This is a genomic window from Embleya sp. L77 (assembly GCF_055557415.1).
The window spans coordinates 6,598,687-6,621,202 of record NZ_CM145709.1 but is presented as its reverse complement, the minus strand read 5'-3'; the positions used below and the strand labels follow the sequence as shown (position 1 = coordinate 6,621,202).

20 protein-coding genes and 1 riboswitch are annotated in these 22,516 nt (G+C 72.7%); of the genes, 12 read left to right on the top strand and 8 right to left on the bottom strand.

Annotated features, from left to right (window positions below; all coding sequences use genetic code 11):
- The first annotated feature begins 191 nt into the window (after positions 1 to 191).
- Both ACZOOI_RS28150 and ACZOOI_RS28145 read left to right on the top strand, forming a co-directional pair.
- Positions 192 to 608 carry a hypothetical protein gene (locus ACZOOI_RS28150; protein ID WP_465278450.1) on the top strand — a complete coding sequence of 139 codons (417 nt, stop codon included), beginning with the start codon at positions 192 to 194 and terminating at the stop codon, positions 606 to 608.
- Entirely contained in the window at positions 605 to 1,615 is a 1,011-nt protein-coding gene (locus tag ACZOOI_RS28145; protein WP_465278449.1) for a serine hydrolase domain-containing protein, read from the top strand. Before ACZOOI_RS28150 ends, ACZOOI_RS28145 begins: the two co-directional genes overlap by 4 nt.
- Before the next feature lie 253 nt (positions 1,616 to 1,868).
- Here ACZOOI_RS28145 and ACZOOI_RS28140 read toward each other — a convergent pair whose 3' ends face one another.
- Positions 1,869 to 3,560: a dihydroxyacetone kinase family protein gene (locus ACZOOI_RS28140; RefSeq protein ID WP_465278448.1), complete on the bottom strand. Its 1,692-nt coding sequence runs from the start codon at positions 3,558 to 3,560 to the stop codon at positions 1,869 to 1,871.
- Positions 3,561 to 3,710: 150 nt separating this feature from the next.
- Positions 3,711 to 4,052, bottom strand: coding sequence for a S24/S26 family peptidase (locus ACZOOI_RS28135; RefSeq protein WP_391582191.1), 342 nt, complete (start codon positions 4,050 to 4,052; stop codon positions 3,711 to 3,713).
- Positions 4,053 to 4,353: 301 nt separating this feature from the next.
- Here ACZOOI_RS28135 and ACZOOI_RS28130 point away from each other — a divergent pair, with 301 nt between their 5' ends.
- Complete coding sequence (locus ACZOOI_RS28130; RefSeq protein WP_465278447.1) at positions 4,354 to 4,998, top strand: LysE family translocator; 645 nt, start codon at positions 4,354 to 4,356, stop codon at positions 4,996 to 4,998.
- Between the two features lie 73 nt (positions 4,999 to 5,071).
- On the opposite strand, the gene ACZOOI_RS28125 is transcribed toward ACZOOI_RS28130, so the two are convergent.
- Entirely contained in the window at positions 5,072 to 5,776 is a 705-nt protein-coding gene (locus ACZOOI_RS28125; RefSeq protein WP_465278446.1) for an MOSC domain-containing protein, read from the bottom strand.
- A 151-nt stretch (positions 5,777 to 5,927) separates the two neighbouring features.
- Here ACZOOI_RS28125 and ACZOOI_RS28120 point away from each other — a divergent pair, with 151 nt between their 5' ends.
- Positions 5,928 to 6,086: a hypothetical protein gene (locus ACZOOI_RS28120; RefSeq protein WP_465278445.1), complete on the top strand. Its 159-nt coding sequence runs from the start codon at positions 5,928 to 5,930 to the stop codon at positions 6,084 to 6,086.
- Positions 6,087 to 6,229: 143 nt separating this feature from the next.
- On the opposite strand, the gene ACZOOI_RS28115 is transcribed toward ACZOOI_RS28120, so the two are convergent.
- Positions 6,230 to 6,607 (bottom strand): VOC family protein, encoded by a 378-nt coding sequence (locus ACZOOI_RS28115; protein ID WP_465278444.1) that lies wholly within the window; start codon positions 6,605 to 6,607, stop codon positions 6,230 to 6,232.
- A 199-nt stretch (positions 6,608 to 6,806) separates the two neighbouring features.
- Here ACZOOI_RS28115 and ACZOOI_RS28110 point away from each other — a divergent pair, with 199 nt between their 5' ends.
- The 5 genes from ACZOOI_RS28110 (at position 6,807) to ACZOOI_RS28090 (ending at position 12,709) form a co-directional block, all read left to right on the top strand.
- Entirely contained in the window at positions 6,807 to 7,631 is an 825-nt protein-coding gene (locus tag ACZOOI_RS28110) for a GNAT family N-acetyltransferase (RefSeq protein ID WP_465278443.1), read from the top strand.
- Positions 7,632 to 7,681: 50 nt separating this feature from the next.
- A complete protein-coding gene (mug, locus tag ACZOOI_RS28105; RefSeq protein WP_465281304.1) occupies positions 7,682 to 8,326 on the top strand; it encodes a G/U mismatch-specific DNA glycosylase in 645 nt (214 codons plus the stop codon).
- A gap of 199 nt (positions 8,327 to 8,525) precedes the next feature.
- A complete protein-coding gene (locus ACZOOI_RS28100) occupies positions 8,526 to 8,714 on the top strand; it encodes a hypothetical protein (RefSeq protein ID WP_465278442.1) in 189 nt (62 codons plus the stop codon).
- 357 nt (positions 8,715 to 9,071) lie between these two features.
- Positions 9,072 to 9,318: riboswitch (cobalamin riboswitch) on the top strand.
- 77 nt (positions 9,319 to 9,395) lie between these two features.
- Positions 9,396 to 11,714 (top strand): ribonucleoside-diphosphate reductase subunit alpha, encoded by a 2,319-nt coding sequence (locus ACZOOI_RS28095; RefSeq protein ID WP_465281303.1) that lies wholly within the window; start codon positions 9,396 to 9,398, stop codon positions 11,712 to 11,714.
- Between the two features lie 17 nt (positions 11,715 to 11,731).
- Positions 11,732 to 12,709, top strand: coding sequence for a ribonucleotide-diphosphate reductase subunit beta (locus ACZOOI_RS28090; RefSeq protein ID WP_391582446.1), 978 nt, complete (start codon positions 11,732 to 11,734; stop codon positions 12,707 to 12,709).
- Between the two features lie 118 nt (positions 12,710 to 12,827).
- Here ACZOOI_RS28090 and ACZOOI_RS28085 read toward each other — a convergent pair whose 3' ends face one another.
- Positions 12,828 to 13,634, bottom strand: a complete 807-nt coding sequence (locus ACZOOI_RS28085; protein ID WP_465278441.1) for a helix-turn-helix domain-containing protein — start codon at positions 13,632 to 13,634, stop codon at positions 12,828 to 12,830.
- 133 nt (positions 13,635 to 13,767) lie between these two features.
- On the opposite strand from ACZOOI_RS28085, the gene ACZOOI_RS28080 reads away from it, so the two are divergent.
- Positions 13,768 to 14,781 (top strand): zinc-dependent alcohol dehydrogenase family protein, encoded by a 1,014-nt coding sequence (locus tag ACZOOI_RS28080; protein WP_465278440.1) that lies wholly within the window; start codon positions 13,768 to 13,770, stop codon positions 14,779 to 14,781.
- 264 nt (positions 14,782 to 15,045) lie between these two features.
- Here the strand turns inward: ACZOOI_RS28080 and ACZOOI_RS28075 are convergent, their stop codons facing one another.
- Positions 15,046 to 16,764, bottom strand: coding sequence for an alkaline phosphatase D family protein (locus ACZOOI_RS28075; RefSeq protein WP_465278439.1), 1,719 nt, complete (start codon positions 16,762 to 16,764; stop codon positions 15,046 to 15,048).
- 275 nt (positions 16,765 to 17,039) lie between these two features.
- Here ACZOOI_RS28075 and ACZOOI_RS28070 point away from each other — a divergent pair, with 275 nt between their 5' ends.
- Positions 17,040 to 17,894, top strand: a complete 855-nt coding sequence (locus ACZOOI_RS28070) for an amidohydrolase family protein (RefSeq protein ID WP_465278438.1) — start codon at positions 17,040 to 17,042, stop codon at positions 17,892 to 17,894.
- Positions 17,895 to 17,963: 69 nt separating this feature from the next.
- Here ACZOOI_RS28070 and ACZOOI_RS28065 read toward each other — a convergent pair whose 3' ends face one another.
- The gene (locus ACZOOI_RS28065; protein WP_465281302.1) at positions 17,964 to 19,505 is read right to left on the bottom strand and encodes an ATP-dependent DNA ligase; all 1,542 of its coding nucleotides are present in this window, start codon (positions 19,503 to 19,505) and stop codon (positions 17,964 to 17,966) included.
- 1,007 nt (positions 19,506 to 20,512) lie between these two features.
- Positions 20,513 to 21,955, bottom strand: coding sequence for an adenylosuccinate lyase (purB, locus tag ACZOOI_RS28060; protein WP_465278437.1), 1,443 nt, complete (start codon positions 21,953 to 21,955; stop codon positions 20,513 to 20,515).
- Between the two features lie 140 nt (positions 21,956 to 22,095).
- Between purB and ACZOOI_RS28055 the strand changes: the two genes are divergently transcribed.
- Complete coding sequence (locus ACZOOI_RS28055; RefSeq protein ID WP_465278436.1) at positions 22,096 to 22,428, top strand: YnfA family protein; 333 nt, start codon at positions 22,096 to 22,098, stop codon at positions 22,426 to 22,428.
- Positions 22,429 to 22,516 lie beyond the last annotated feature (88 nt).

Here is a 22,516-nt window from a genome sequence, read left to right as displayed (position 1 = left end):
GTCATCAAATGATGCAAATCATCCCAAAAATTGCCTATGGTCGAGACACGGGGGCATCGCCGAGCCCGGCGGTGGAGTCACGACGAGGGAGCACCCGATGCTTACCCGACACATCCGTCAGCCCGCGTCGGTCACGCCGACCCGGGCGGGTGCCGTCGCGACGCTCATGATCGAGGGGGAGACGACCATCAGTGACGCGCCGCTGTTCGCACCGGAAGATCATCGGTGCCGGACTGCTGGTGCTCGGCCTGCTGCCGTCGCCGAAGCCCCCGAAGGAGCGTTGGGCCGGCCCGGATGTCCGTGACATCACCTGTTCCGACGGGAAGTTGATCACACCCATGCCCTTCGCCGACACCTCGCCACACGAGGACGACACGGCGGCGGTCGAGCGAGTGGCAGGCCGTGCCCTCGGCGTCCTCATGGACGTCGAGGGCACGGTCGTACCCGCCGGATTCGCCCCCGCCGATCCTCGCTCGGCCGAACGCCACGACCCCAACACCGACTTGCCCGGCCTGCGCGTGCTGGGCTCCGACGCATTCGCCCCGCACGTGTTGCGCGGCACGCCGCCGCCGGCCGATCAGGCCGCGCCTGCCCCCGCACTCGGGTGAGCGAGGCGAACGCGGCGCCGATCGCGCCGCTGCTTCGGGCCGCCCCGGCGGCGGGTGCGCTCGTGGTGGCCACCATCCGGGCGGGCGAACACTCGGTGGTGTGTCGGGGAACGGCGGTGGACGCCGACTCCCGCTTCGAACTGGGTTCGGTGACCAAGACGTTCACCGCACTGCTGCTCGCCGACGCGGTCGCCCGCGGCGAGGCGCGGTTGGACGATCCGCTGATCACCTACCTGCCGCCGACCGCGCGCCCGCGCTGGTCCTCGAACATCACCCTGCTGCACCTGGCCACGCACACCTCCGGGCTGCCGCGGCTCCCGCGTGGCTCGCTGCGCACCGCGCTGCCGGCGTGGTACTCGAACCCCTACGCGGGCTACGACGAAAAGCGCCTGTTCGCGCTGCTGGGGCGGGCCCGGCCGCACTCGCGTCCGGGCACCCGGGTGTCCTACTCCAACCTGGGCGTGGGCCTGCTCGGACACGCACTCGCGCGTGCCGCCGGGCAGCCCTACCCGGATCTGGTGGTCTCCCGGCTGGGCGTGCCACTGGGCCTGACGATGACCACGTGCGACCCGAACGGGCCGCAGGTGACCGGGTATCTGCGCGGCCGACCCCGGCCGCCGTGGCGAATGCCGGGGCTGCCGGCGGCCGGGGCGCTGCGCAGCACCGGGACGGACCTGACCCGGTATCTGGCCGCGCACCTGGATCCGGCGGACGTGCAACCCGCCTCGCTCGCCGAGGCGTTGGTCCAGGTGCACCGTCCCAGGCTGATCGCGCCGCACACCGACGATCGGCTGTGTCTGGTGTGGAACCTGCGCCCGCAAACCGGGCACGATCTGCTCTTCCACGGCGGGGCGACCCGCGGCTTCACCGCGTTCGTCGGCTTCAGCCCCCAGGCCGGGGTCGCCCTGACGGCGCTGGCGAACACGGCGGCGGGGCCGCGGGCGCCGTTCCTCCAGGTCGCGTACGAGTGCCTGCGCGACCTCGCGGCGACGGCGATGGCGGAGTGAACCCGAGCGGGCCGCCCACGCAGCGGGGTTCGGGAGCGCGAACGGGCCTCCCGCGCACCGAGGTTCCCGAACGTAAACAAGCCTCCCGCGCCGACGGGTCCGGCCCGGTCGCGGACACGATCCGGGGCGGCGCCCCCGAAGGGGCGGCTCGAACTCCCCTGCCCGGCCGGGCGGACGGCGGATCCCGGCCGGGGCGCCGTTGCGATTCGGTGCGCCCGAAGGCGCGGTGTGTGCGGCCCGGCCGGGTCGGTCGCTACCCGGTCTTCGTCTCGCCGTCCAGCGATGCGGCAATCGCGCGGAGCCAGATCACCACGGCCTCGGCGCCCGGGTCGACGGTGCCGATCGCGCGGTCGCCGAGGTAGCTGCTGCGGCCCCGACGGGCGCTGTGACCGGCCGTCTCCTCGGTGCCGGCCACGGCCGCGTCGATCGCCTCGGCCAGACTCGCACCGCCGGCCAGCGCCTCGCCGGCCGGTACCAGGGCGTCCAGCATGGTCCGGTCGCCGACCTGCGCACCACCGAGTTCGCCGATCGCCCGCGCGCCGGCGGCCAGGGCCTCGCGCCACCCGCGCGGCCCGGTGTCCTGCGCCACGGCCGAGGCCGCACGCAGGAGCAGCACCGAGTACAGCGGGCCGGACGTGCCGCCGAGCGCCCGCCGCACGGTGTCCGCCAGGCCGCGCAGCACGGCGGCCGGCGAACCGCCGCCGTAGCCCGGCAACTCGCGCCCGATCGCCTCGGCCCCGCGCGCGAGGCTGATGCCCAGGTCGCCGTCGCCGACGATCCGGTCCAGCTCGGTCAGGTGCGGTTCGGCCTCGGTCAGCGCCGCACACACGGCCTCGATCGCCCGGGTCAGGGAGGTCGGTTCGGTCAGCGGGGTGCCCGCGTCGGCGCTGCCGGGCGCGGGCGCGGCCGGCAGCACGGTGACCTCACCCACGCGGCCCGCCACCGGGGTCGGCCAGGCGGGAGCCGAGGTGGCCGCGTCCAGTCGGGCCAACCGCGCGTCGTCGACCCGGAGCAGGGACAACGACATGCCGGCCATCTCCAGCGCGGTCAGGAACGAGCCGCGCCAGGCCCGTTCCAGGACCAGGCCCCGACCCGCGAGGTCGTGCACCGCGCCCCGCAGCACGATGTCCAGCTCCATCGTGGGGGTGCCGCCGAGGTTGTTCACCAGCAACGCGACCCGGTCGCCGGCCGCGAGGCCGGTCTCCGCGACGATCCGGTCGAGCAGTTCCGTGACGAACTTGTCGGCGGAGGCGATCTTGTCCCGCCGCACACCCGCCTCGCCGTGGATGCCCAGGCCCAGTTCGACCTCGCCCTCGCCGAGCTCGAACCCGGGTCGGCCGGCCGCCGGCACCGTGCACGGGGTCAGTGCCACACCCATCGTGCCGACCGCGCCCGCCGCCGCCTCGGCCTCGGCCTTGACCTCGGCCAGACTCGCGCCGGCCTCCGCCGCCGCGCCGGCCACCTTGTGCACGAACACCGTTCCGGCGATGCCCCGCCGTCCCGCGGTGTCGTCGCCGCTCGCGAGCGCCACGTCGTCCGCGACCACGACGGTCTCGACCGCGATCCCCTCGGCCCGCGCCAACTCGGCGGCGAGCCCGAAGTTGAGCCGATCCCCGGTGTACGACTTGACCACCAGCAACACGCCCGCCGGCCCGGCGACGGTGCGGATCGCGGCCAGGATGGTGTCGGTGGACGGTGAGGTGAACACGTCCCCCGACACGGCCGCGGTGAGCATCCCGGGCCCGACGTACCCGGCGTGCGCGGGTTCGTGGCCGGCTCCCCCGCCGGAGATCACCGCGACTCGGCCGCGCTCGGCATGGGCCCGGGCGTCGGCTCGCAGCGCGACGTTCGCATCGGCCAGCAGCGCGATGTCGGGATGGGCGAGGGCCAAGCCTTCGAGCATCTCGGGAACGACGTCACGGGCGGCATTGATCAGCTTCTTCATGGCTGAATCTCTACCTGGAAGCGCGCCGGACCAACCCCATCGGGGGGTCGTGGATCGTGTGCGACCGGGTGCGCGAGACCCGCGCGCCCCGGCAGAGCCGAACCTTTCCCGACGCACCGAGGCACGCCGAGCCGCCGCCGGCGGCGCGCACTACTCCATCGACACGGGCGCGCGCACCTTCCGGGACGCCCCCGGGCGTGGGACGCCGTCCACCGACACGCAGATCCCGTACACCCGGGCCTGCGACGTCCAGCCGTTGGCGCGGCCCCGGTTGTTGCTGATCTGCACACGCGCGCGGGTGTCGTCCAGCGCGGAGACCAGGTGGAGGTACATCTTTCCGGCGACCCGGGCGAGCACGATGTCGCCGATTTCGAGGCGGGCCGGGTCGACCGGCGCGACGGTCACGAGTTGGCGACTGCGGATAAGCGGAACCATGGAGGCCCCGCGCGGGCGAAACTCGACGGTGGCGCCGTGCGCCACCTTGGCGGCCATGCTGTCCATCATCCCCATCGCGCACCAGGATGACGGATGGGCGCCGAGCCTGCCACGGGTTTTTTCCCGCCGGCGGGTGTCCACCCACACGCCCTCGTCGCGGCGGTCGGCGGGGCGGCGAAGACCGTCCCCGCCACATCCACCGGCTCACGGATCCGGGGCGAGGGGGCCGGGCCCGTGCGCCGGCGACCACCGGACAACCCGGTTGCCGGGAAAAGCGGGGACCGGACAGAATTGCCCGACCAGCGAACAGCGGCGGCGGGGATTGCGGCCACCGCCCGTACCACCTGCGGGGGCGAGTGTGATCGAGACCAGCGCGATACTCGGGGTGAGCGCCGTGGCGCTCGGGATGGTGCTGACGCCCGGGCCGAACATGATGTACGTGACCTCGCGCAGCATCACCCAGGGTCGCCGGGCCGGCCTGGTGTCGCTGCTCGGTGTGGGGCTGGGCTTCCTGATCTACATGTCGATGGCCAACCTCGGCCTGTCCGCGGTGTTCCTGGTGGTACCGGAGCTGTACACGGCGGTCAAGCTCGCCGGCGCCGCCTACCTCGGCTGGCTCGCGTGGCAGGCGCTGCGGCCGGGTGGCATCTCGGCGTTCGCCCCGCAGGAACTCGCCCCGGACTCGAATCGGCGGCTGTTCACGATGGGTCTGCTGACGAACCTGCTGAACCCCAAGGCCGCGATCATGTACCTGTCGCTGATCCCGCAGTTCGTCGACCCCTCCGCCGGACACGTGCTGCTCCAGGGATTCGCCCTGGGCACGATCCAGATTCTGATCAGCCTCGCGGTGAACACGATCCTGGTCCTGGCGGCCGGCACGATCGCGGTGTTCCTGGCCCGGCGGCCGTCCTGGCTGCGGATCCAGCGCTACGTGATGGGCACCGTCCTGGGCGGGCTCGCGGTCAAGTTGGCCACCGATCGCAGCCACCCGGCGGCTGCGTGACCCCAGGCGCCACGCACCGTTCCGGACCGACCGGGCACCGCGGCGGGGACGGGCGGGCCGCGCGGCGGGCCGGCTACTCGGCGCCCGGTGCGGGCAACAGCTCCGGCGCGGGTATCGCGGTGGTGCGCTTGTGGGCCACCTCGCGTACGTAGTCGGGCAGTTCCGCGACGTCGAGCAGTCGGGGCAGCAGGTCGGCCTCGGTGGTCAGGGCCCGGAAACACTCGCCGATGGTGAGGTCGTGGTGGGCCGGGCGGGAGACGATCGTGATCGCGTCCCCCGCGCCGATCTCGCCCGGTTCGATCACCCGCAGGTAGGTGCCGGGCAGCGCGCGTTCGGTGAACCTGCGCACCCATCGGCGCTCGTCCAGCCACAGCGCGAAGGTCGCACACGGTATGCGCGGGAGGGACACCTCCAACAGCGCTCCGGCCTCGCCCACCCGCCAACGCTCGCCGATCAGCGCGGCCTCCAGGTCCAGGCCGGACGTGGTGAGGTTCTCCCCGAAGCTGCCGTTGCCCAGCTCGCGCCCGAGCTCCCGCGCCCACACGTCCAGGTTCTCGCGCGAATAGGCGTAGACGGCCTGATCGTTCCCGCCGTGATTGTGCCGGTCGTACACGCCGTCGCCGACCAGCCCGCTGCCCAGTCCCCCGGGTCCGGATCCGGGGGCGCGCACGGCGACCGGATGGTCGACGGGTCGTTTGTCGATCCCGGTCGTCCCGACGCCGGACTTGGCCGGATTGGGGCGTGGCCGGGCAAGGTTCACCGAGATCACGTGCGACATGTCGGCAGGCTACCGGGCCGACGACGGCCCGAATCGGGCCGATTGCGGCAACACCGACCGCGTATGCGGGCCGGACTCGGGCAAATACCTGATATCGGCGCCCTCGGGGGCGCCGGGCCCGTCTGTCCGGGCTTCAGGGAGGGATCACGACATGAGTTCGCTGTCGAAGACGCTCAAGAAGATCCAGAGTTACATCCGCCGCAATCCGCAACAGGTCGAGCAGGGCCGTCGGCTCGTGCGCGACCGCCTCGGCCGCCGCCGCGGCGGTCGCGGGCAGGGCCCGGGCAACCCGCCGAGCAACCCGGCCTGATCCGACCGACCGGGGCGAACGCGCCGCGCTCGCAGGCGAATCCGGCGCGCGCGCCCCGGCTCCCGGGGTCGAACTCGCGCGCGGCTCCCCGAAACCCGTACGGCGACCTCGTGTTCATCCCCGCGGTCGGGCGGGCGCGGTGCTCATCCGATCAGGGTCTGCTTGGCCCGCACGACGCAGAATTCGTTGCCCTCCGGGTCGGCCAGTACGGTCCACGATTCGGTGCCGGTCTGGCCGACGTCCACGCGGCGGGCGCCGAGCGCGACGACCCGCTCGATCTCCGCCTCCCGCTCGCCGGGTCCGGCACCCGGGGTCAGGTCCAGGTGCAGCCGGTTCTTGATCGTCTTGACATCCGTGACCGGCATGAAGCAGATGCCGATCGGCGCGCCCGGCTCGGTCCCGATGACCACCTCGCGCTCGCGCTCCGACAGGATCTCCCACCCCAGGACGTCGGCCCAGAAACGGGCCAGGCCCGGCAGATCGTGTGCGTCGATGACGATGTGGTGCAGGGAAATGGCCATGCCCGCCATTGTGTGCCGCACCATCGCTCGGTCCAACGGAATTACCGCCCGCGGGCGGGCCCGTGTCACCTGCCGTCCGACCACCGGCGCGAGCGCGTGTCGGCCCGGCCCCAAGGGTGCCGACCGCCACGTGCTCGACCCGTCCCCGCCGGGCCCACCGGCCGGAATCGAAGCGGACGGGCGTGTCACACTGGCCCGCATGCCGAAGTCCGCCGCAGAGGTGCGCGCCCAGTTGGAGACGTTCTACGACGCGGTGGCTCGCCGGGCCACGCGTACGGAGACGTTCGGCGGGTTGACCCTGTTCATCCGGGAGGGCCAGGGATGGCCCCGTTACGCACGACCCACGCTCGGCAGCTCCGTCGAGCCCACCGCCGCGGACGTCCGCGCGGTGCGGGCGCGGCAGAGAGAGTTGAAAGTGCCCGAGTCGTTCGAATGGGTCGACGAGACCACCCCGACGCTGCGGGCAGCCGCGATCGAGGCCGAGTTGCACGTGCACGAGCACCCGCTGATGGTGCTCGACCCCACCGAACGACCCACCGAACGCCCGGACCTGCCGGACCTGGTGACGGTGCGTCGGGTCCGGGCGGACGCCACCGATCTGGCGATCGTGCACAGCGTCGCGACGGTCGGGTTCGCCAACCCGGGCACCGCTTTCGGAACCGACGGCCCCACCGAGCGGGACACCACCGCCCTGGGCCAGGACCCGAACCTGCTGTCCTACCTCAACGAGCGGCTGCGCTCCGGCGAGACGGTGATGTTCGCCGCGTACAGCCCGGCCGGACCCTTGTGCGTGGGCAGCTACCAGCACCTGTACGACACGGCCGAGATCGTCGGCGTGGCCACCCTCCCCGCGGCCCGACGCGGCGGCCTCGCGGCGGCGGTGACCTGGGAGCTGGCCGGGCATGCGCTCGACGGCGGGAACGACACGGTGTTCCTGTCGGCGGGCGACGAGGACGTGGCGCGCATGTACGGCCGACTCGGCTTCCGGTCGGTGGGCACGGCGCTGATCGCGGAGGCACCGTGAGCGCCGCGAAAGAGCCCGAGCCGGGCCCCGCGAAACCGCTCGTGTTGCCCATCCCGCCGGGCCGCAATCCCACCGCCGCCGAGCTGGCCGCCGCACACGGGCGCAGCATCCCGGACGTCATCGGGCCCGACCTGCGGGTGTTGTTCTGCGGGATCAACCCGGGCCTGTGGTCCGGCGCCACCGGCCGGCACTTCGCCCGTCCGGGGAACCGGTTCTGGCCCGCGCTGTACGCGTCCGGGTTCACACCTCGCCTGCTCGCTCCGACCGAGCAGGACGAGCTGCTCGCGCTCGGTCTCGGCATCACCAACGTGGTGGCCCGCACCACCGCCCGCGCGGACGAGTTGACCAGGGACGAGTACATCGCGGGCGGCGCGGCGCTCACGGCCAGGGTGCACAGGTACCGACCGGCCTGGCTGGCGGTGTTGGGCATCGGCGCCTACCGGACCGGCTTCGGCCGGCCGAAGGCGGTGGTCGGCCGGCAGCACGAGCGGATCGGCGACACCGGGATCTGGGTGCTGCCGAACCCGAGCGGCCTGAACGCGCACTGGACGGCGGCGGCGCTGGGCGAGGCGTTCGCCGAACTCCGCGCGGCGAGCGATCCGAACTCCTCGGGCGCGGGCGGGGCCGCCGAGGGCCGCGCGGCCCCGGAAGCCCCGGCGGGCCCGGAGGGACGGGGCTCCTCGCCGCCGGCGTGAGCCGGCCCGGGTCGGCGACCCCGCGCGACGGCGCGCCGTCCACCGATGCCCGATGCGCGATGCCTGGAGCCCGGGTTCTCGCGTTCCCGGGCGAGTCGGGTCCGTTTCGACTACCTATATCCGAGTCGATACGTCAATCGACCGAGTGGCATCACCCGGTTGGTGGTTACTTCACGCCCCCTCGCGCGGTTGGATCGGCATGAAGATCCTGCGGGCCCCGTTCGGGCCGTGGCCCACCGAGACGATCGAGACCCCCGTCTACGAGGCGTTGGTCGCGGAGTGGCGCGACTCGGGCCGGGAGGTGCCGCGACCGGTGGACCGACCGCACGACCGCCCGGCCCGACACGCCCGCCCGCCGCACTCGGGGCCTCGGACCGGCCGTCCCTGAGCCCGCGCACCGCCCGCGCCCGCGACGCACCGCCCGACCGCCTCCGCCGCCCGCCGAGCGCGGCGCGGCGACCCGTTCTCGGGTCACCCCGGCCGCCGCCCTCGCGCGGATTCGGCAGGTCCCACGACACCGCGCCGCCCGGCGTGTCGCGCGACCGCTCGACGCGGTGCACGCGAGTACCGTCGTGCCGGGTATCCGGCGGGGATACGGCCCCGCACCGCCCGCCGGGCACCGCGCACCCGGCGCCCGGGGGCCGCACCGCCGGGGGCGTGCCCGCCGGCGGTGATCCGTGGTACGCCGAGAACCGCGACACGACACAACACCTGGGGGTGCAACGACCACCCGGCCACTACATATATGCTCTGCGACGCAGCTGGTTCGCCGTTCCTTCAGTGGAAGGGCGACGCGAGAGGGAATCCGGTGTGAAGCCGGAACTGCCCCGCAGCGGTGAGCGGGAACGAACGTCGTCATGGAGCGCCGAACGCCGAGAGGCATTCGGGAAGCGACGACCACTAGGTACTCCGCGGCCCGCCGAGCACGCCGTGCCCGGTGGTGCCCCGGCATGCCCGCGAGTCCGAATACCTGCCGGCTGCCCGTGCCTTCGGGCGCGGGGTCACCTGTACGTACGAGCTCGCGAGGAGAGAGCACGTGACCGTTGTGGACAGCGTGGGCGCGACCCGGATGCGGATCGACGAAAGCCCCGAGGACCAACTGGCAACCCTGGTGCGCACCCAGGCGCGCGATCTGCCGGAGGTCGATCCGGATCGGGTCGTCCGCCGGGTCGTCGCGGGCCTGAACGAGGGCGCGGACAAGGGCGCCGCCGCGGACCTGGCGGTGCGTACCGCCGCCGAGCTGATCGCCGAGGAGCCCGCCTATTCGCGGCTCGCCGCGCGGCTGCTCGCCGGCCGGATCGCGGACGAGGCCCTGGCGGCCGGCGTCACCTCGTTCAGCGCCGGCATCGCGCTCGGTCGCCGGGAGGGCATCATCGGCGCGGAGACCGCGGCGTTCGTCGCGAAGCACGCCGCCGAGCTGGACGCCGCCGTGGACGTCGAAGGCGACCGTCGCTTCGAGTACTTCGGCCTGCGCACCGTGTACGACCGCTACCTGCTGCGCCACCCGGTCTCGCGCAAGGTGGTCGAGACGCCGCAGCACTTCCTGCTGCGTGTGGCGTGCGGCCTGGCCCAGGAGCCCGGCGAGGCGATCGGTTTCTACCGGCTGATGTCCTCGCTCGCCTACCTGCCCAGCTCGCCGACGCTGTTCAACTCCGGCACGGTGCACACCCAGATGTCCTCGTGCTACCTGCTCGACTCGCCCAAGGACGAGCTGGAGTCGATCTACGACATGTACGGGCGGATCGCCCGGCTGTCGAAGTTCGCCGGCGGCATCGGCGTGGCGTGGTCGCGGGTGCGTTCGCGCGGCTCGCTGATCCGCGGCACCAACGGGCACTCCAACGGCATCGTGCCGTGGCTCAAGACGCTCGACTCGTCGGTGGCCGCGGTCAACCAGGGCGGCCGGCGCAAGGGCGCGGCCTGCGTGTACCTGGAGACGTGGCACCCGGACATCCTGGAGTTCCTCGAACTGCGCGAGAACACCGGTGAGGACGCGCGCCGCGCGCACAACCTCAACCTGGCCAACTGGGTGCCGGACCTGTTCATGCGCCGGGTCGAGGAGGACGGCGTCTGGTCGCTGTTCGACCCGAACGAGCTGCCCGAACTGCCCGATCTGTGGGGCGCCGAGTTCGACCGGGTCTACGAAGCCGCCGAGCGGGACGGCCGGTTCGTCCGGCAGATGCCCGCGCGCGACCTGTACGCCCGGATGATGCGCACGCTCGCGCAGACCGGCAACGGCTGGATGACCTTCAAGGACGCGGCCAACCGCACCTGCAACCAGGCCGCGGAGCCGGGCAACGTGGTGCACCTGTCCAACCTGTGCACCGAGATCCTGGAGGTCACCAGCGACGGCGAGACGGCCGTGTGCAACCTCGGCTCGGTCAACCTCGGCGCGCACGTGGTCGCCGGCGAGGGCATGGACTGGGACAAGCTGCGCGCGACGGTCCGCACCGCGGTGGTCTTCCTGGACCGGGTCATCGACATCAACTACTACCCGACCGACCAGGCCGCCGCGTCCAACCCGCGCTGGCGCCCGGTGGGCCTGGGTCTGATGGGCCTGCAGGACGTGTTCTTCACCCTCGGCATGCCGTTCGACTCGGTCGAGGCACGCGAGCTGTCCACGCTGATCTCCGAGGAGATCTACCTCACCGCGTTGGAGACCTCCTCGGCGCTCGCCGAGGTGCACGGCCCGCACCCGGCCTACGCCGAGACGCACGCCGCGCGCGGTCGGCTCCAGCCGGACCTGTGGGAGGGCGTCCACCCGACCCAAACCAAGCGTTGGGATGCGCTGCGCGACCGGGTCGCCGAACACGGCCTGCGCAACTCGCTGCTCGTGGCGATCGCACCGACCGCGACCATCGCCTCGATCGCGGGCGCCTACGAGTGCATCGAGCCGCAGGTGTCGAACCTGTTCAAGCGCGAGACGTTGTCCGGCGAGTTCCTCCAGATCAACGCCTACCTGGTGCGCGAGCTCAAGGCCCGCGGCCTGTGGACCCCCGAGGTCCGCGACCGGATCAAGCGCGCCGAGGGCTCGGTCCAGGGCATCGCCGAACTCCCCGAGGACGTGCGCGAGTTGTACCGCACCGCGTGGGAGCTGCCGCAGCGCGCGCTGATCGACCTGGCGGCGGCCCGCTCGCCGTACATCGACCAGTCGCAGTCGCTGAACCTGTTCATGGCCGACCCGACCATCGGCAAGCTGTCCTCGATGTACCGCTACGCGTGGTCCACCGGTCTCAAGACCACGTACTACCTGCGCTCGCGCCCCGCGACGCGGATCCAGCAGGCGACGGTGCCGGCGCAGGCCTCGGCCGCGCCGGTCGAGGAGATCTCCGACCTGGAGGTCATCGCCTGCTCGCTGGAGAACCCCGAAGCCTGTGAGGCGTGCACGTGAGCCTGCTCGATCCCGGAATGAACCTCACGCTGCGCCCGATGCGGTATCCGGACTTCTACGAGAAGTACCGCGCGGCGATCCGCAATACGTGGACGGTCGAAGAGGTCGACCTGCACAGCGACCTGGCCGACCTGGACAAGCTCAGCCCGGCGGAGCGGCACCTCGTGCAGCGCCTGGTCGCGTTCTTCGCGACCGGTGACACGATCGTGGCGAACAACCTGGTACTGAACCTGTACCGGCACATCAACTCACCCGAGGGCCGGTTGTATCTGTCGCGGCAACTCTTCGAAGAGGCCGTCCATGTGCAGTTCTACCTGACCCTGCTCGACACCTACATGCCCGACCACGAGGAGCGCGAGCAGGCGTTCGCCGCGGTCGAGCACATCCCGTCGATCCGGCGCAAGGCGGAGTTCTGCTTCCGCTGGATCGACTCGGCGATGGGCCTGGACCGGCTCGAATCGCGGGAGGACCGGCGGCAGTTCCTGCTCAACCTGATCTGCTTCGCGGCGTGTATCGAGGGCCTGTTCTTCTACGGCGCCTTCGCGTACGTGTACTTCCTGCGCTCGCGCGGCCTGCTCAACGGGCTCGCCTCGGGGACCAACTGGGTCTTCCGCGACGAGTCGGCGCACATGGACTTCGCGTTCGCCGTGGTGGAGACGGTGCGGGCCGAGGAGCCCGACCTGTTCGACGACGAACTCGCCGAGGACGTCCGGCGCATGCTGGCCGAGGCGGTCGAGGCGGAGACGGCGTTCGCCGAGGACCTGCTCCAGGGCGGCGTGTCCGGGATGACGGTCACGGACATGCGCTCCTACCTGGAGCACGTGGCCGACCGGCGGCTGGCCCAGCTCGGCATGGCCCCGGTCTACGGCTCGGCGAACCCGTTCGGGTTCATGGAGCTTCAGGACGTACAGGAACTCTCGAACTTCTTCGAGCGGCGGGTCTCCGCCTACCAGGTCGCGGTCACCGGCTCGGTGTCCTTCGACGAGGACTTCTGAGCCCGAGGCGTCGTGCTCGACGAAGCCGCCGTGCCGTCCCCTTATCGGGACGGCACGGCGGTTTCGCGTTCTCCCGCCGTGCGGCCGACGCGCCGGCGGTAGGGGGAAGGGGCTGGGCTCACGAGCGTTCGGCCGCCCGACGGCGCAATGCCGTGGCCGTGGCCTCGTCGGCGGGGAGGAATGCCTCCAGGTGCAGTTCGGCGAGGGTGACATCGGTGGCCGTGGCGAAGGACGTCAGCGTGGTCAGCAGGCGCAGTTCGCCCGGGCCCTCGGGGTCGCGCAGGCGGAGCGGGACCGCGAAACCCAGGTGGTCGGGCCCCAGTTCGGCGTCCGGGACGTAGCCGCGCAGCTCCTCGATGAAGGCGTCCAGCAGCGGGTCCGGGCTGCGCAGCGCCTGGGCGCGCATGTTCTCCAGTACGTGGTGGCCCCACGCGTTCAGGTTCCGCACCCGCGGTGCCATGCCCTCGGGATGCAGCATCAGCCGCAGCATGTTCATCGGGGCGCGGAGCAGGTCCGCGGACGCTCCTTCGGTCAGCACGTCGATCGCCGCGTTCGCCGCGACGATCTGCCCGTACGGGCGCAGCACCATCGCCGGGTAGGGCAGGTGGCCTTCGAGCACCGCACGCAGCGCGTCGTGGACCGGGCGCAACATCGGCGCATCCAGGTCCGATTCGGGGAAGACCGGTGCGTATCCGGCGGTGTGCAGCAGCGCGTTGCGCTCGCGCAGGGACAGGCCGAGCGACTCGGCCAGTCGGATGATCATGGTTCGGCCGGGGCGCGATCGGCCGCTTTCGATGAAGCTGAGATGCCGTTGGGAGGTCTCCGCGCGGGCGGCGAGTTCGAGTTGGCTCAGTCGCCGGGCGGTGCGCCAGCGCCGCAACTCGGCGGGGAAGTCCGGGCCGGGGGGCCGGGTCGTCGTGCTCATGAGGCAGTTCTAGGCAGCCGAGGGTATCTCCGGCAATTCCCTCGGGGGAATTGTTCGGCTCCGGAGCCGGTCACATGATCGTTGCCACGGCCCGCCGAACGGGGCGGGCCGATCGGTCGAGGGAGGAAACCCGATGAAGAGCTACCACCTGCGGCCCGGCGCCGGCATCGAGGGCATCACGATCCGCGAGCACGAGCAGCCGGAGCCGGGCCCCGGTCGGGTGCTGGTCCGGGTCCGGGCGACCTCGCTCAGCCTGCGCGAACTGCTGGTCCTGGACGGCGATTACCCGCTGCCGGTGCTGCCCGACACAATCCCGGGCTGCGCCGGGGCCGGCGAGGTGGTCGCGATCGGCGCGGGCGTCACCCGGGTCCGGCTCGGCGACCGGGTGGCCGCGACCGTGTTCCCGGACTGGATCGACGGGCCGTTCGCACTCGACTACGCCGCGCAGTTGGGCAGTTCGCGGGACGGGATGCTGACCGAGTTCGCGGTGGTCGGCGAGCAGGCGCTCGTACCCATCCCCGAGCACCTGTCCTTCGAGGAGGCCGCCGCCTTCCCGCTGACCGCGGTGACGGCGTGGAACGCGCTGACCGGGAGTCGGCCGCTGCTGCCCGGCGAGACCGTGCTGACACTCGGCACCGGCGCCGTATCGCTGTTCGCGGTGCAGTTCGCCAAGGTGTTCGGCGCGCGGGTGATCGCCACCACGTCGAACCCGGACAAGGCGGCGCGGCTGCGTGCGCTGGGTGCGGACGAGGTGGTCGACTACCGCGAGCATCCGCGCTGGGGCGAGCAGGTGCGGCGGGTGACCGGCGGACGCGGTGTCGACCGGGTCGTCGACGTCGCGGGCAACCTGACCCAGTCGCTCGCGGCGACCGCGCTCGGCGGCGAGATCGCCTTCGTCGGACACTGGCTGGGCGCGGACGCCCCCGACGCATCACCCTCCGCGTCGGCCCTGTTCAACGCGGGCGCCGTGCTGCGTCCGCTCGCGGTGGGCAGCCGCGCGCAGTTCGAGGCGATGAACCGCGCCGTGGAGGCTGCGCAGCTGCGCCCGTCGATCCACCGCGAGTTCTCCTTCGACGAGGTCCCGGAGGCGCTGCGCTACTACCGCAAGGGCGGCTTCGTGGGCAATGTCGTGATCGGCCACCGCTGAGCATGTGCAGCCCGGCGGCGGGGGGCTGCACAGGGGCGCGGCTCCGTCCCCGAAGCACGTACCGCCCGGGGCAGGGCAGCGCTTGGGGGCACGGCGCCGCCCGGGAGGAGGCCCGGCCGGGAGGGAGGGGCCGGCCGGGGCAGGGCACCGCTTGGGGGCACGGCACCGCCCGGGAGGGGCCGACCGCCCGCGTGGGGCCCGGCCGGGAGGGGGCCCGGCCGGGCAGACCGCCGCCCCTCCGCCTGCGCCGGGACGGCCGGGTGCTCACCGCTCCCGCAGTGCGGCCCGGCCCACTCGGCGCAGGTGCGCCGCGCGGCCTCGTCGGCCGCCCTCGGCGCGCTCCAGTGACAGCTCGGCCCGGCGGCCCCGGAGCGTGAGCGTCATCAGGTGGTTGCCGAACCACGGGCCACCCAGCTTCGTCCACTCGACCGGCAGCGGGGCCAGCCGCGCATGCCGGGCCAGCACGTGTCCCAGTCGGGTCGCGATGCGGCCCCAACCGAAGCGGAAACCGATCCGAATCGCCGGCGGCACCGAGTTGTGCACCGGCGAGCAGGTCAGCTGGTAGACCCGGGCCGACTCGCCCGGATCCTCCCCGGCCCGCGGCCCCTCCCCCGGGACGAGCCAATACACCTCGGCCGCGTACACGTGGTGCACGTCCCCGGACAACACGCACACGGTTGCCGGCACCGGTCCACCCGACCGGGGTCCGTGCAGTGCGATCCGGCCGAGCAGCGCGGACAACGCCGCGAACGACTCGCGAAAAGCGGCCCAGTGCTCCAGGTCGCCGGCCCGCCGCAGCCACTCGCTCCATTCCGCGACCCGCGGTCCCCGGGCGCCCGCACACAGCGCCTCGTTCCACGACTCCAGGTCGTGGATGCCGTGCGGCAGCAGCCAGGGCAGCGAGGTACCGATCAGCAGGTGGTCGTAACCGCCCTCGTCCGCCTGCTCGGTGATCCAGGCCAGCTCGTCCGCGCCGATCATCGCCCGGCCGTCCCCGGTCAACACCCGGCCCGCGCGCGAGTCGATCATCAGCAGCCGGGTGCGGCCGAAGTCGCGTCGGAAGCTCCACCGGGTGGTCGCCTTGCCCTCCGCCTCCGCATCCGCCCGCAGCGCGAACTCGTGCAGCAGCGGCCCGACGTCCTCGCCCGGCGCCGCCGCCCGGACGGCCGCGAACAGTTCGTCGCGCGCCAACGCGGCCGGGTCCAGGTTGCCCAGGTGCTGATAGATCCAGTACGACGCGAGCGCGCCCGCGATCCGCTCGGACCACCAGTCGGTCGCGGCCATATCGGTGCGCCACGCATGCGAGGTGTTCCAGTCGTCGATCACGTCGTGGTCGTCGAAGATCATCGCGCTCGGCACGGTGGACAACAACCAGCGGATCTGCGGATCGGACCACGACTCGTGATAGAGCAGCGTGTACTCCTCGAAGTCGGCGATCTGCGGCCCCGGCGCCTTGCTCAGGTCACGCCGCCGCGCGAGCCGGTTCTGCATCGCACGCGAGGTCTCGTCCGCGTACACCTGATCGCCGAGCAACAGCAGCGCGTCCGGCAGCGGTTCGTCCGGCGAGCGCATCAGCCGGCGGGCGAGGGTGTCCAGCGCGTCCGGATCCATCCGGCGCTCCTCGCCCTCCTCGGTGCTCGGCGGACTCGACCAGCGGCAGGATCCGAACACCACGTTCAGGTCCCGCTCCGCCTCGCCCTCGTCCGAAGCGGTGCGCACCACGCTCGGCGGGTGGGTCGAGTTCTCCTGCGGCCAGCACACCCGCCCGTCCAGCAGCACCCGGTATTCCCGCGACCGTCCCGGCGTGAGCCCTTCGAGCACCACGAGCACGTAATGGTGCCCGAACACCTGCCAGGTGGCGGCCTCGGCCACGCCGTCCTCACACGCCACGGTCACCACGCACGGCGCGTCGGTCTCCACCCACACGGTGGCACTCGTACGATCCACGTGCCGCAGCACGGGACCGAGCAGCAACTCGGCCATCGTCCTCGGCCCTCCCCACCCTCGTCGACGCCTTCCGTGGCAAGTGCCTGCCCGGCGCGGTCGGCACCAATACTCGTTCTGCCCGCGGACTCTCGGATACGGTATGCGGCTTCTGCGGCCGTTGCGGTGCAACGCGTCCGCGAGCCGCTACGGTATGCGGCGAGCCGTTACGGTCTGCGGCGTGCCCGAGCAGGTACCGGAGCCGTTTTCGGGCCGTGCCGGAGCCGTCTCCGAGCCGTTTTCGGGCCGTCCCGAACCGCATCGGAGGCCGTGCCGTGTCCGAACCGTCCCCCGCGACGCCGAACCCGGGCGGCCGGGTGGTCTCCGACCATCCGACGGTCGATCGTCCGATGTTCGACCGTCCGTTGTTCGACGCGCATCTGCACATCGTCGACCCGCGCTTCCCGCTCGTCGCCAATCACGGCTATCTGCCGCCGACCTTCACCGTCGCCGACTACCTCGCCCGGGTCGCGTCCCTCGGCGTCACCGGTGGCGCCGTGGTGTCCGGTTCGTTCCAGGGCTTCGACCGGACGTATCTGCTCGACGCGCTGCACCGGCTCGGTGCGGGCTTCGTCGGCGTGCTGCACCTTCCGGCGGACGTCGCGGATCACACGATTCGCGAGCTGGACGCGGCGGGCGTACGCGCGGTCCGGTTCAACATCCGTCGGGGCGGTTCCGCGCGGATCGAGCAGTCGGCTCGGCTCGCCCATCGCGTGTACGACCTGGTCGGGTGGCATGCCGAGTTGTACGTCGACGCCCGCGACCTGCCCGACCTGCCGCCCGCTCTGACCACGCTGCCGAAGCTGAGCATCGACCATCTGGGCCTGTCCCGGGAGGGCCTGCCGCACCTGCTGCGCCTGGTCGAGCGCGGGGCCTACGTCAAGGCCACCGGTTTCGGCCGGGTCGACCTGGACGTCCCCGCCACGCTGCGGGCCGTGCTCGCCGTCGCCCCGCACGCGCTCCTGGCCGGCACCGACCTGCCCTCCACCCGGGCGCCCAGGCCGTTCCGCGACACCGACCTCGACATGATCGCCGAGACCGTCGGCCCGGACCTGGCCGGCGCCGTACTGCACGACAACGCGCAAGCCCTCTACCACCCGCGCCGAAACACGGCACCCACACCCGACTGACCGACCGGCCCGGCGCCGCGTTCGATCGCCGGGCTCGGTCCCTCCTCGCGGCCTGGTCCGTTTTCGGGCTCAGTCGCCGGAGGCCAGCGCCCGGACCGTGTCCATGTCGTCCGCCTCGGCTGCCGTCTTGTCCTTGCGGTAGCGCAGCACTCGGGCGAACCGCAGGGCCAGCCCGCCCGGGTAGCGGGTACTGGTCTGCAACCCGTCGAAGGCGATCTCGACCACGAGTTCGGGCCGTACCCACACCGTCCAGTCGTCCCGGCGAACGGCCAATTCCTGCAACCGCTCGGTCTGCCACGCGAGCAGTTCGTCGGTGAGCCCCTTGAACGTCTTGCCGAGCATCACGAAACCGTCCCCGGCCGGGTCCCGCGCGCCCAGGTGCAGGTTGCTCAGCGTCCCGCGGCGGCGTCCGTGGCCCCACTCGGCGGCCAGAACCACCAGGTCGAGGGTGTGCCGCGGCTTGACCTTGACCCACCCGGCGCCGCGCCGACCCGCCGTGTAGGGGGTATCCAGCGACTTGACCACCACACCCTCGTGCCCGCGCGCGACCGCGTCGGCGAAGAACGCGTCGGCGGCGGCATCGTCCCCGGTGAGCAACCGGGGCACCAGCACCTCGGCCGGTGCGAGCGCTTCGAGCGCGGCCCAGCGCTCGGCTCCCGGCCGGTCGATCAGGTCCGTGCCGTCCACGTGCAACACGTCGAACAGGTACACCGTCAACGGCGTCTCGGCCCGCAGCCGCGCGGCGTCGTGGGTGCCGGTCCGGGACGCGGTGATCTGGAACGGATGCGGTCGGCCGTCCGGGCGCAGCGCGATCGCCTCGCCGTCCAGCACCGCGGTGTGCACCGGCAGCGCACGCACGGCCTCGACCAACTCCGGGACGCGCGTGGTGATGTCGTCCAGGCTGCGGGTGAACACCGCGACATGCTCGCCGTCGCGGTGGATCTGCACCCGGATGCCGTCGATCTTCCATTCCAGCGCGACCCTGGCATCGGGGTCCTTGGCCCGCAGCTTGGCCAGCGCGGCGGACACGTCCGGTGCGGAGGCGGCGAGCATCGGGCGCACCGGGTGGCCCACCTGCAGGGTGAAGGCGGCAAGCGCGGCCTTGCCGCCGGCGAGCGCCGCGGCGGCCACCGGGCCGGCGGCGCCACGCAACATCAGCGCTCGACGAACCGCCGCCACCGGCACATCGGCGGCCCGCGCGACGGCGTCCGCCATCACCCCGTCCAACGCGCCCTGCCGCACCTCGCCGACCAACAACCCGATCAGGAACCGCTGCTCGACCGCGGTGGCCCGGACGAACAGGGCCTCGATCAGCGCCCGTCGAGCGGCCTGCGACCCGGCACCGGTGGTGGTGCCGATCGCCTCCAGCGCGGTGTCCACCTCCAGCAGGGTCAGCGACGGTGCGTCGGCCGGCTCCGGCAACTCGCGCAATGCGGCGGGCCCGACGCCGATCTGCCGCTGGGTGAGCGCGCCCGCCAGGTAGGCCACCAGCACGGTCGCCTCCGCCGGATCCGCCCGCCGCAGACACCCGGCCACCAACTCCGCCTTCGCGGTCCGCCCGGCCTCGCCCGCGATCTCCCGCGACACGACGGCCACCTCATGGAACAACAGCGACCCCACGCCACGACTCCTCACACCGAACGCCTCCCCCCACCATCGCCCCACCCACCCTCACTCATGCCCCCGACACCCATCCGGCCGATCCACGAAACACGCGACGAAACGCGAACGAGCCGAAGCGGAGCACGCACGCGGACCGGACGGCCGAAACCGGCGAAGCGAGCGCGACAAGACGGGCACGGCGAAACGGGGCACGCGGCGCGCTGCGGAGCGGGCGCAGCGCACGGGTCGGGCACGGCGGAGGCGGGCGGGGCAGGCGCAGCGGACGCAGCGAAACGGGGCGAGGCGGGCCGGGCGGGGGCAGTGGACGCGGCGGAATGGGCGAGGCGGGCGAAGTGACGGCGACGAAGCGGGTCAAGCGGAGCGGAGCGAGCGGACCCTTGCCCAGCACGCGAGGCGGGGCGAGCACAGCGAAGCGGGCGCGCGGAGCGGATGGCCGCAACGGCGGAACGGGGCGGGTGGGGCAAGCACGGCGAAGCAGGTGCCGCGGAGCAGAGCGGGCGGGCCGGGGCAGCGGACAGGCAGGGCCTGGGCACAGCGCGCGAGGCAAGCGGTACGGCAAGCGTGGCAATGTGCGGCGAGCGCAGCGCGCTTGGCGGGGCGAGCAGATCACCCGTGGCGACGCGGGCGCAACCCGCGTAACGGGGCGAGCACGACACCGCGAGCCCAGCGCCCCGGGGCGACGCTGACGCAACCCGTCACGAGGCGAGCACGACACCGCGAGCGCAGCGCCCGTGGCGACGCCGACGCAACCCCCGTCACGGCGCAAGCACGACACCGCGAGCGCAGCGGGTGGCCCGCCGCGGTGGGTGGTGTGGGTTGCGGGTCGCCCTTGATGTCGGGCTTCGCGGGGCGGCGGTGCGGGGGCGAGGGCGGGTGTGCCGGGTGCGTCGGCCGTGCTGTCGCCGTCGGGTCCGGGCTCCGGATCGGCGACGGGCCGGGACGCAGGGCAAGCCCCCGTGTCCCGGCCCGTCGCAGCGGTCGTTCGGCCGCCGCGGCTAGAGAATTGCGCCCGGGCGGTACTTCGCCGCCTCCGGGTGCTTTGCGGCGACCGTTTCCACGCGTCGGATCACCTCGGCCACCTGGGCCGCCGCCGCGCCGGTGAAGGACAGGCGGTCGGCGAGCAGCGTGTCCAGCGCCGCGCGGTCCAGCGGCAGCCGCTCGTCGGCGGCCAGCCGGTCGAGCAGTTCGTTGCGCTCGACGCCCTCGCGCAGCGCCAGCGCGGAGGCGACCGCGTGCTCCTTGATCACCTCGTGTGCGGCCTCGCGCCCCACGCCGCCGCGGATCGCGGCCATCAGCACCTTGGTCGTGGCCAGGAACGGCAGGTAACGGTCCAGCTCGCGGGCGACCACGGCCGGGAACGCGCCGAACTCCTCCAGCACGGTCAGGAACGTCTCGATCAGGCCGTCGAAGGCGAAGAACGCGTCCGGCAGCGCGACCCGACGCACCACCGAGCAGGACACGTCGCCCTCGTTCCACTGGTCGCCCGCGAGCTCGCCGACCATCGAGGCGTACCCGCGCAGGATCACCGTGAAGCCGTTCACCCGCTCGCACGAGCGCGTGTTCATCTTGTGCGGCATCGCGGACGAGCCGACCTGGCCGGGCTGGAAGCCCTCGGTGACCAGCTCGTGCCCGGCCATCAGCCGGATCGTCTTGGCCAGCGACGACGGCGCCGCGGCCAGTTGCACCAGCGCGGTAACCACGTCGTAGTCGAGCGAGCGCGGGTAGACCTGGCCGACCGAGACGAACGCGTGCTCGAAGCCCAGGTGCGCCGCGACGCGCCCCTCCAGCTCGGCCAGCTTGTCCTCGTCGCCGCCGAGCAGGTCGAGCATGTCCTGCGCGGTGCCCACCGGGCCCTTGATGCCGCGCAGCGGGTAACGGGTGATCAGGTCGTCGAGCCGGTGGTAGGCGACCAGCAGTTCGTCGGTCGCCGAGGCGAACCGCTTGCCCAGCGTGGTGGCCTGCGCGGCGACGTTGTGCGAGCGGCCCGCCATGACCAGCTCGGCGTGCTGCGCGGACAGTTCGGCCAGTCGTACCAGCAGGGCCACCACGCGGTCGCGGATCAGTTCCAGCGACGAGCGGATCTGCAACTGCTCGACGTTCTCGGTCAGGTCGCGCGAGGTCATGCCCTTGTGCACGTGCTCGTGGCCGGCGAGGGCGTTGAACTCCTCGATCCGGGCCTTGACGTCGTGCCGGGTGACCCGCTCGCGCTCGGCGATCGAGGCGAGGTCCACCTGGTCGATCACCCGCTCGTAGTCGGCGACCGCACCCTCGGGGACCTCGATGCCCAGGTCGGCCTGGGCACGCAGGACCGCGAGCCACAGTCGGCGCTCCAGCACCACCTTGTGCTCGGGGGACCACAGCGTGGCCAGCGCCGGGGAGGCGTACCGGTTGGCCAGAACGTTCGGAATGCGGGGCTTGCGCACAGGCTGGGACGTCACGAGCGGCGAGTTTACCGAGCCGTCCCAGCCGCCCACGACGTACGTCCACGTTCGCGCCCCGCGGCGCCGGCCCGCGCGCCCCCGCGACCGTCCGCGAGCGTGCTTTCCCCCCGCTTCCGAGCCGGCCCTAACGTACGCCCATGATCGTCGCGCGCTCGCTCGTCCTGTTCGCGCTCGCCGCCCTCGCCGAGATCGGTGGCGCCTGGCTGGTCTGGCAGTCCGTACGCGAGCATCGCCCGTGGTGGGTGGCCGGCCTCGGGGTGATCGCGCTGGGCATCTACGGGTTCGTGGCCACGCTCCAGCCGGACCCCGACTTCGGCCGGATCCTGGCCGCTTACGGCGGTGTCTTCGTCGCGGGTTCACTCGCGTGGGGGATGGCCGTGGACGGTTTCCGTCCGGACCGCTGGGATCTCGCCGGGGCAACCGTCTGCCTGGCCGGCGTCGCTCTGATCATGTACGCGCCGCGGCGCTGACGCCGCGTCACAACCCGTGTGCCGCACCGCATGTGCCGACCGCCGCCGGGTAGACGCCGGCCATCTCGGGACGACGTTGGGGGCCGGC

Bases quoted from the DNA above. Each gene is read 5' to 3' on its own strand.
- ACZOOI_RS28140 (WP_465278448.1), bottom strand. From the start codon at position 3,560: ATGAAGAAGCTGATCAATGCCGCCCGTGACGTCGTTCCCGAGATGCTC.
- ACZOOI_RS28135 (WP_391582191.1), bottom strand. From the start codon at position 4,052: ATGGCCGCCAAGGTGGCGCACGGCGCCACCGTCGAGTTTCGCCCGCGC.
- ACZOOI_RS28125 (WP_465278446.1), bottom strand. From the start codon at position 5,776: ATGTCGCACGTGATCTCGGTGAACCTTGCCCGGCCACGCCCCAATCCG.
- ACZOOI_RS28120 (WP_465278445.1), top strand. From the start codon at position 5,928: ATGAGTTCGCTGTCGAAGACGCTCAAGAAGATCCAGAGTTACATCCGC.
- ACZOOI_RS28115 (WP_465278444.1), bottom strand. From the start codon at position 6,607: ATGGCCATTTCCCTGCACCACATCGTCATCGACGCACACGATCTGCCG.
- ACZOOI_RS28110 (WP_465278443.1), top strand. From the start codon at position 6,807: ATGCCGAAGTCCGCCGCAGAGGTGCGCGCCCAGTTGGAGACGTTCTAC.
- ACZOOI_RS28100 (WP_465278442.1), top strand. From the start codon at position 8,526: ATGAAGATCCTGCGGGCCCCGTTCGGGCCGTGGCCCACCGAGACGATC.
- ACZOOI_RS28095 (WP_465281303.1), top strand. From the start codon at position 9,396: ATGCGGATCGACGAAAGCCCCGAGGACCAACTGGCAACCCTGGTGCGC.
- ACZOOI_RS28090 (WP_391582446.1), top strand. From the start codon at position 11,732: ATGAACCTCACGCTGCGCCCGATGCGGTATCCGGACTTCTACGAGAAG.
- ACZOOI_RS28085 (WP_465278441.1), bottom strand. From the start codon at position 13,634: ATGAGCACGACGACCCGGCCCCCCGGCCCGGACTTCCCCGCCGAGTTG.
- ACZOOI_RS28080 (WP_465278440.1), top strand. From the start codon at position 13,768: ATGAAGAGCTACCACCTGCGGCCCGGCGCCGGCATCGAGGGCATCACG.
- ACZOOI_RS28075 (WP_465278439.1), bottom strand. From the start codon at position 16,764: ATGGCCGAGTTGCTGCTCGGTCCCGTGCTGCGGCACGTGGATCGTACG.
- ACZOOI_RS28055 (WP_465278436.1), top strand. From the start codon at position 22,096: ATGATCGTCGCGCGCTCGCTCGTCCTGTTCGCGCTCGCCGCCCTCGCC.